Genomic DNA, 6,120 nt, shown 5'->3' with positions numbered 1-6,120 from the left:
GCCGGTGCGCGGCTGGACGGTGCGGTGCTGTTCGACGGTGCCCGGGTCGAGGCCGGCGCCACCGTGGAGCGCTCGATCATCGGATTCGGCGCGCGCATCGGTCCGCGAGCGCTGGTCCGCGACGCCGTGATCGGTGACGGCGCCAGCGTCGGCGCCCGCTGTGAGCTCCTGCGCGGCGCCCGCATCTGGCCGGGCGTGGATCTGCCCGACGGCGGGATCCGCTTCTCCACCGACGTCTAGTTCCGGTCGTCGCTCCAGGGCTGTGCATCGGCCGTGCTGTGCATCGGCCCGTGCTGTGAATCGACGAGGCCGCCCGTGCGCTCGCACGGGCGGCCTGTGTCGTTGTAGCGGCCGAGAACTCTCTACGACTATTGCGAGACAGCGGTGACCGGCACCGCTGCGACGGTGTCGCGGGACGACTCCGCCGAACGCTCGCGCACGAGGAGCACGCCGGTGGCCGCGACCAAAGCTGCGGTCAGACCGTGCACGCTCAGCGCAGTGGTCACCGAACCGTGGTTGTTCAGCACCGTCAGCATGTCGCCGACCGGGGTCACCGCGACGGCGAGCATCGCGATACCGAGGGCGAAACGCTGCCGCGTCAGCAGCAGCGCCAGCAGCACCACGCCGGAGCTGATATCGCGGACTCCCTTCAGTGTCATGAAGGCCGACGACTCACCCTGCGGCCAGGCCGGAAGCCCGAAACCGGGTGCCATGGAATTCGGTGCGAGGACGTAGCCGAGGCCGATGTACAGGATGAAGGCGACGCCGATCAGGACGAGGGCGGTGGCGATGCGAGTACGCGTCATTGTCTTGCTCCAAAATCTAGCGTTGCTAACCGACAGGTCGATCGTAAGTGGTTATCGCTAACTTGTCTAGCGTTGCTAGAATTTCGGTATGACGGTTCAGGAACGCAAGGAACGCGAACGTGCCCAGCGCCGGCAGGCGATCATCGACAGTGCACGTGAACTGGCCGAATCCGACGGCTGGGATGCGGTGACCGTGCGCCGGCTCGCCGAACGTATCGAATACAGCCAGCCCGTGCTCTACAGCCATTTCTCGGGAAAGCGGGCGATCGTCTCGGCTGTCGCCGAGGAGGGGATCGCCCTGCTCAGAGATGTCCTGCGGGCCGCGCGCGAACAGGCCGACGGCCCCGACGCCGCGATGGAGGCGGTCGCCCGGGCCTATCTGCACTTCGCCGCCGACAACCCCGCCCTCTACGACGCCATGTTCGTTCAGGACACCGAACTGCCCTTCGGTCCCGACGCCCCGCAGACATTGCGCGACTGCTTCGAGGAACTCGAGCGACTCTTCCGCCCGCGCGTCCCCGACGACGAATCCGGGGCGTACACCGAAGTGTTCTGGAGCGCACTGCACGGGATGGCGGCATTGGACCGAAGCGGTCGCCTGCGCCCCGACCTGTGGGAACAACGCATGCACGTCCTCATGCGCTGGGGCACTCGCAGTTGACGTGCCATCTGCCGTAGCCGGTCGGTGCGCCGGGATGCCGTGGAGCCCTTGGTTTTCGCCCTAAGGTGGTGATCATGGCGGATGCGGTGGTGGTCGGCTCCGGGCCCAACGGTCTGGCCGCGGCGGTGCTGCTGGCCCGCGCGGGGCTCGAGGTGGAGGTATTCGAAGCCGCGGATCATGCCGGTGGCGGCTGCCGTACCGCCGAGCTCACCCTGCCCGGCTATCACCACGACGTGTGCGCGGGCGCGCATCCGATGGCGCTGGCATCCCCGTTCTTCCGCGCCTTCGATCTCGGCGCGCACGGCGTCGAACTGGCGATTCCCGAGATCTCCTACGGACATCCGCTCGACGGCGGGGTGGCCGCGGCGGCCTGGCGGGATCTGGATCGGACGGTCGAGGGTCTGGGCCGCGACGGTGCGACATGGCGGCGCCTGTTCGCCCCGCTGGTGCGACAGTGGGAGGCGGTGGTGGAGCTGGGGATGTCGGACCTGCGTCATATCCCTCGTGATCCGCTGTCCGCCGTGCGCTTCGGGCGCCGGCTGCTCGAGCAGGCATCGCCGATGTGGGACCTGCGTTTTCGCGAGGAGCGCGCAGCGGCACTGTTCACCGGGGTGAGTGCGCACGCCATCATGCCGCCGCGGCAGTTCGCGGCGGCCGGGGTGGCGCTGCTGCTGGGCACCCTCGGCCATGTGGGTGGCTGGCCCATTCCACGCGGCGGCTCACAGGCCATCGTCGATGCGCTGATCGCGGATCTGGAGCGGCACGGCGGACGCGTCCACACCGGGCACCGCGTCGATTCCCTGGACGAATTCGCCAGTGTGCGAACGGTTCTGCTCGATACCGCGCCGACGGAACTGCTGCGGATCGCGCGGGTTCCCACGGCATATCGAAACCGGCTGCAGCGCTATCGATTCGGCGGCGCGGCCTGCAAGGTGGATTTCGCGCTCTCGGGTCCGGTGCCGTGGCAGGCGCCGGAGCCGGCGGCCGCGGGCACCGTGCACGTCGTCGGCACGCGAGCCGAGGCGACGGCCGTCGAACGTCTCGTCGCGTCGGGACGCCACGCCGAGCGGCCCTACGTTCTGGTGATTCAGCCGGGCGTGGTCGATTCGTCGCGGGCGCCCGGCGACAACCACACGCTCTACGCCTATGCCCATGTACCCCACGGATCCGGCCGCGACGTGAGTCCCGAAGTCGTCGCGCAACTCGAACGCTTCGCCCCCGGCTTCCGTGACCTGATTCAGGCCACCCATGTGCGCCCGGCCGCACTCATGCCCGCGTACAACGCCAACTACGTCGGCGGCGATATCGCGGCCGGCGCGATGACGCGGGCGCAGACGATCTTCCGCCCGACGCCGCGCTGGAACCCTTATGCCACACCGCTTCCCGGTGTGTACCTGTGCTCCGCGGCGACCCCGCCGGGGCCCGGCGTGCACGGCATGTGCGGCATGCACGCCGCGACTCGTGCGCTGCGCGAACGGTTCGGCATCCGCCTCGACCCGGCCGTCCTGCTCGGCGCGACGAGCTGAACCGGAAGGACCTACACCGGCTGGGTGCGGTACAGATCGGGTTCGATGTACATGACCCGGGCGGCGGGGACGGCGGCCCGCACCCGGGCTTCGGCGTCGTCGATCGCGGTCGCGATATCGGCGATCTCGAGTCCGGGCACGATCGACACCTTCGCCGCGACGAGCATCTCCTCCGGGCCGAGGTATTCGGTGCGCAGGTGGATGACCCGGTCGATGCGCTCGCCGTCGACCAGATTCGCGCGGATCGCCGCGTCCTGCGCGGGCGTCGCGCCCTCACCGATCAGCAGGCTCTTCATCTCCACGATCAGCACGACCGCGATGACACCGAGCAGCACGCCGATGCCGAGGGTGCCGATACCGTCCCAGATCGCATTGTCGGTCACCACGGTCAGCACCACGGCGACCAGCGCGATCAGCAGGCCGATCAGCGCACCGGTGTCCTCGAGCAGCACCACCGGGAGTTCCGGGCTGCGCGAATTGCGGATGAACCGCCACCAGCTCGCCCCCTCGCGCAACGGCGAGGACTCCCGCATCGCGGTCATGAAGCTGTAGCCCTCCAGCGCGGCCGCGATACCCAGGATCACGATCGCCACCGCGGGAGAGGTCAGTTCCTCCGGATGCTGGATCTTGTGCACACCCTCGTAGATGGCGTACATCGAGCCGAGCGAGAACAGCACCAGCGCCACGACGAACGAGTAGAAGTAGCGGTTGCGCCCGTAGCCGAACGGATGCAAATCGTCGGCCTCCTGCTCGGCACGTTTCTGCCCGAGCAGCAGCAGTCCCTGATTACCGGTGTCGGCCACCGAGTGCACGGCCTCGGCCAGCATCGAGCCGGAACCGGTGATCGCGGCGCCGACGAATTTCGCCACCGCGATACCGGCATTCGCGCTCAACGCCGCGAAGATCGCCTTCTTTCCGCCACCAGCAGACATGGTGCAGCCCCGGTCCTTCCGTCCCCGGCGCTCGCCGGTAGATGTCCGATTTGTTCGATCAATCTACTAAAGCGGCCGCGCGCTCACTCGCCCACACACGCGCAGAACAGTTGCGCCGGGCCGCCCAGGGCCCGTGCCTGGATATCGGTATCGGTGGCCGAGATCCACGCCGCGCTTCCGGCCGCGATCGGCAATTCGCTCCCGGCCTGCGACAGCAGGACGGTCCCGGCCGTCACCAGCATGATGCCCGGTCCGACGCGCGGGATGTCGACCGCCGCGGCATCCTCGGCCAGTTCGAAGCGGCGCAGCGCGAATTCCGGTGCGGGCGTGGGATACCGGAACGAGTGCGCATCGACCGGTTCGGGTTCGATGATCGGCGCCCGCAGCGGTTCGAAATCCAGCACGCGCAGCAGTTCGGGCACGTCGACATGCTTGGGAGTGAGCCCCCCGCGCAGCACATTGTCCGAATTGGCCATGATTTCGACGCCGATGCCGCGCAGGTAGGCGTGCAGACTGCCGGCGGCCAGGAACAGGCCCTGTCCGGGTTCGAGGGTCAATCGGTTCAGAAGCAGGGCGGCCAGGACCCCGGCATCACCCGGATACGCCTCGGCCAGTTCCAGCGTGGTGCGCGCCTCGGCCGCGAATTCCTTGGCCAGTCCGGGGGGTTCGAGTGGGTCGACCTGTTTGAGATAGCGCACACATCCGTCGAGGACCTTCGGCAGCAGTGTGGCCAGCATGGCCTGCGGCAGGGTGATCCAGGTGGTGAACAGCGTGCGCAGGCCGCCCGAGTCCGGCTGGGCGGCAAGCAGTTCGGTGTACTGCACCAGTTCCGGCACGGCCAGCGAGTTCAGCAGGTCGACGGTGCGCAGCGGATCGCGGAAGCCGGCCAGCGCCTCGAAACGGTCGAGTGCCACCACCAGTTCGGGTTTGTGGGAGTCGTCGCGGTAGTTGCGCATCGGGGAATCCAGCGGCACCCGCGTGTGATTCTCCCGTTCGAATCCGTAGCGGGCCTGATCTGCGCTGGGATGTGCCTGCAGTGAGAGCGGTTCCTCGGCGGCCAGGATCTTCAGCAGGAACGGCAGGCGCCCGCCGAATGCCGCCGCGACCGTACCCAACTCCCGGTTCGGCTCGGCCTCGAGCAGTTCCAGCAGCGAGCGGCCGGCGCCGTCGGCGAGGACCTTCGCCGGGTCGGCGGGGTGGGCGCCGAACCACAATTCGGCTTCGGGATGAGGGGAGGGAACCTCCCGACCGCACAGCTGAGCGAGGGCGGTGCGAGATCCCCAGGCATAGGAACGCAACGCACCAACGAGTTCGTGCACTAGTAGTGGCCCCCGTCGTAGTGGGCGGGACGGCTCGTGGCTGGGGGGCCGCCGAGCAGACGCAGATACGCGGCGGCCATTTCCAGCCGCAGTACCAGCACCGCCAGTTGTTCGAGCTCGCTGCCGCGCCCGGCCGCCGGCGCCTGGGGTTCGCTCGCCCCGGCTTCGCGCGGCACACTCGCCTCGGTTCGCATCAGTTCGATGTCGACGTTGACCAGATCGGCGTCGACGATGCCCGCGCCCGCGCCGAAGACGGCCAGCCGGCGCCGGGCCGCGACCTGGTCGCCGTCGGCGCTCACCACGAACACCCGGGCCCGATCGACCGGCGCCGGCCCGTCCAGCTGCTCGTCGTGGAACAGCGGGTCGTAACCGGGTGCGGTCGCCTCGGCGGATTCGATCAGCCGGGCGTTCGCGGCCACGGCCTCGGTGAGGTCGACGGCGGCCGCGATCTGTCCCGCGGTCTGCAACAGCACCTCGGCGCCGTGCTCGGCCACGACCGCTGCGGCGGGGGAATCACCGGTCAGCACCAGCCGCCGTTCCCGCATCCGCGCGGCGAGGGTTTTGGCGGGATTGTGGAAGACCTCGTGATGCGGTCCGTCGCGCAGGGCCTCGGCGTCGAGCGCGTCGGCGAGTTCGTCGAGGTTCGGCACCAGCGGTCCGATATGCGTCGGATCGATCGCCTGCAGCACCGCGATCCCGACGGCGACGAAGCGCAGAATCCGGTTGTGGTCCAGCACCCGGACCCGCGGCGGCAGCATGGCCGCGCGTCCGGCGGCCGCGGCCCGCATCGGGCCTTCGTCGGGCGCGGCGACCACGACTTCGGCGCCGCGGCGCAGCGCGCGGTCGACGGCGCCGGTCAGTCGCGGATCGGCCGAG

7 protein-coding genes are annotated in these 6,120 nt (G+C 69.2%); 3 read left to right on the top strand and 4 right to left on the bottom strand.

Annotation, left to right across the window (positions count from 1 at the left end):
• Positions 1-240, top strand: a 240-nt coding sequence (locus NN2_RS35285; RefSeq protein ID WP_501193558.1) for a GlgC family sugar phosphate nucleotidyltransferase, incomplete at its 5' end; no start/stop codon positions are given.
• Between the two features lie 128 nt (positions 241-368).
• On the opposite strand, the gene NN2_RS35280 is transcribed toward NN2_RS35285, so the two are convergent.
• Positions 369-806 (bottom strand): DUF4267 domain-containing protein, encoded by a 438-nt coding sequence (locus tag NN2_RS35280; RefSeq protein ID WP_030514997.1) that lies wholly within the window; start codon positions 804-806, stop codon positions 369-371.
• An 88-nt stretch (positions 807-894) separates the two neighbouring features.
• Between NN2_RS35280 and NN2_RS35275 the strand changes: the two genes are divergently transcribed.
• A complete protein-coding gene (locus NN2_RS35275) occupies positions 895-1,467 on the top strand; it encodes a TetR/AcrR family transcriptional regulator (protein ID WP_063019578.1) in 573 nt (190 codons plus the stop codon).
• 74 nt (positions 1,468-1,541) lie between these two features.
• Positions 1,542-2,993: a phytoene desaturase family protein gene (locus tag NN2_RS35270; protein WP_063019580.1), complete on the top strand. Its 1,452-nt coding sequence runs from the start codon at positions 1,542-1,544 to the stop codon at positions 2,991-2,993.
• A gap of 11 nt (positions 2,994-3,004) precedes the next feature.
• Here NN2_RS35270 and NN2_RS35265 read toward each other — a convergent pair whose 3' ends face one another.
• From NN2_RS35265 to NN2_RS38010, 3 genes are all read right to left on the bottom strand, one after another.
• Positions 3,005-3,925, bottom strand: coding sequence for a cation diffusion facilitator family transporter (locus NN2_RS35265; RefSeq protein WP_030515000.1), 921 nt, complete (start codon positions 3,923-3,925; stop codon positions 3,005-3,007).
• Positions 3,926-4,008: 83 nt separating this feature from the next.
• Positions 4,009-5,244: a mannose-6-phosphate isomerase, class I gene (gene manA / locus NN2_RS35260; RefSeq protein WP_063019576.1), complete on the bottom strand. Its 1,236-nt coding sequence runs from the start codon at positions 5,242-5,244 to the stop codon at positions 4,009-4,011.
• A partial coding sequence (locus tag NN2_RS38010) for a hypothetical protein (RefSeq protein WP_063019574.1) occupies positions 5,244-6,120 on the bottom strand: 877 nt, incomplete at its 5' end. The genes manA and NN2_RS38010, both read right to left, overlap by 1 nt.

Source organism: Nocardia nova NBRC 15556, from assembly GCF_001613005.1.
In the GTDB taxonomy this organism is placed as follows: Bacteria; Actinomycetota; Actinomycetes; order Mycobacteriales; family Mycobacteriaceae; genus Nocardia; species Nocardia nova.
Note: the sequence above shows the minus strand (reverse complement) of the source record. Positions and strands in the feature narration are given on the sequence as shown.

Bases quoted from the DNA above. Each gene is read 5' to 3' on its own strand.
- NN2_RS35265 (WP_030515000.1), bottom strand. From the start codon at position 3,925: ATGTCTGCTGGTGGCGGAAAGAAGGCGATCTTCGCGGCGTTGAGCGCG.
- NN2_RS35280 (WP_030514997.1), bottom strand. From the start codon at position 806: ATGACGCGTACTCGCATCGCCACCGCCCTCGTCCTGATCGGCGTCGCC.
- NN2_RS35270 (WP_063019580.1), top strand. From the start codon at position 1,542: ATGGCGGATGCGGTGGTGGTCGGCTCCGGGCCCAACGGTCTGGCCGCG.
- NN2_RS35275 (WP_063019578.1), top strand. From the start codon at position 895: ATGACGGTTCAGGAACGCAAGGAACGCGAACGTGCCCAGCGCCGGCAG.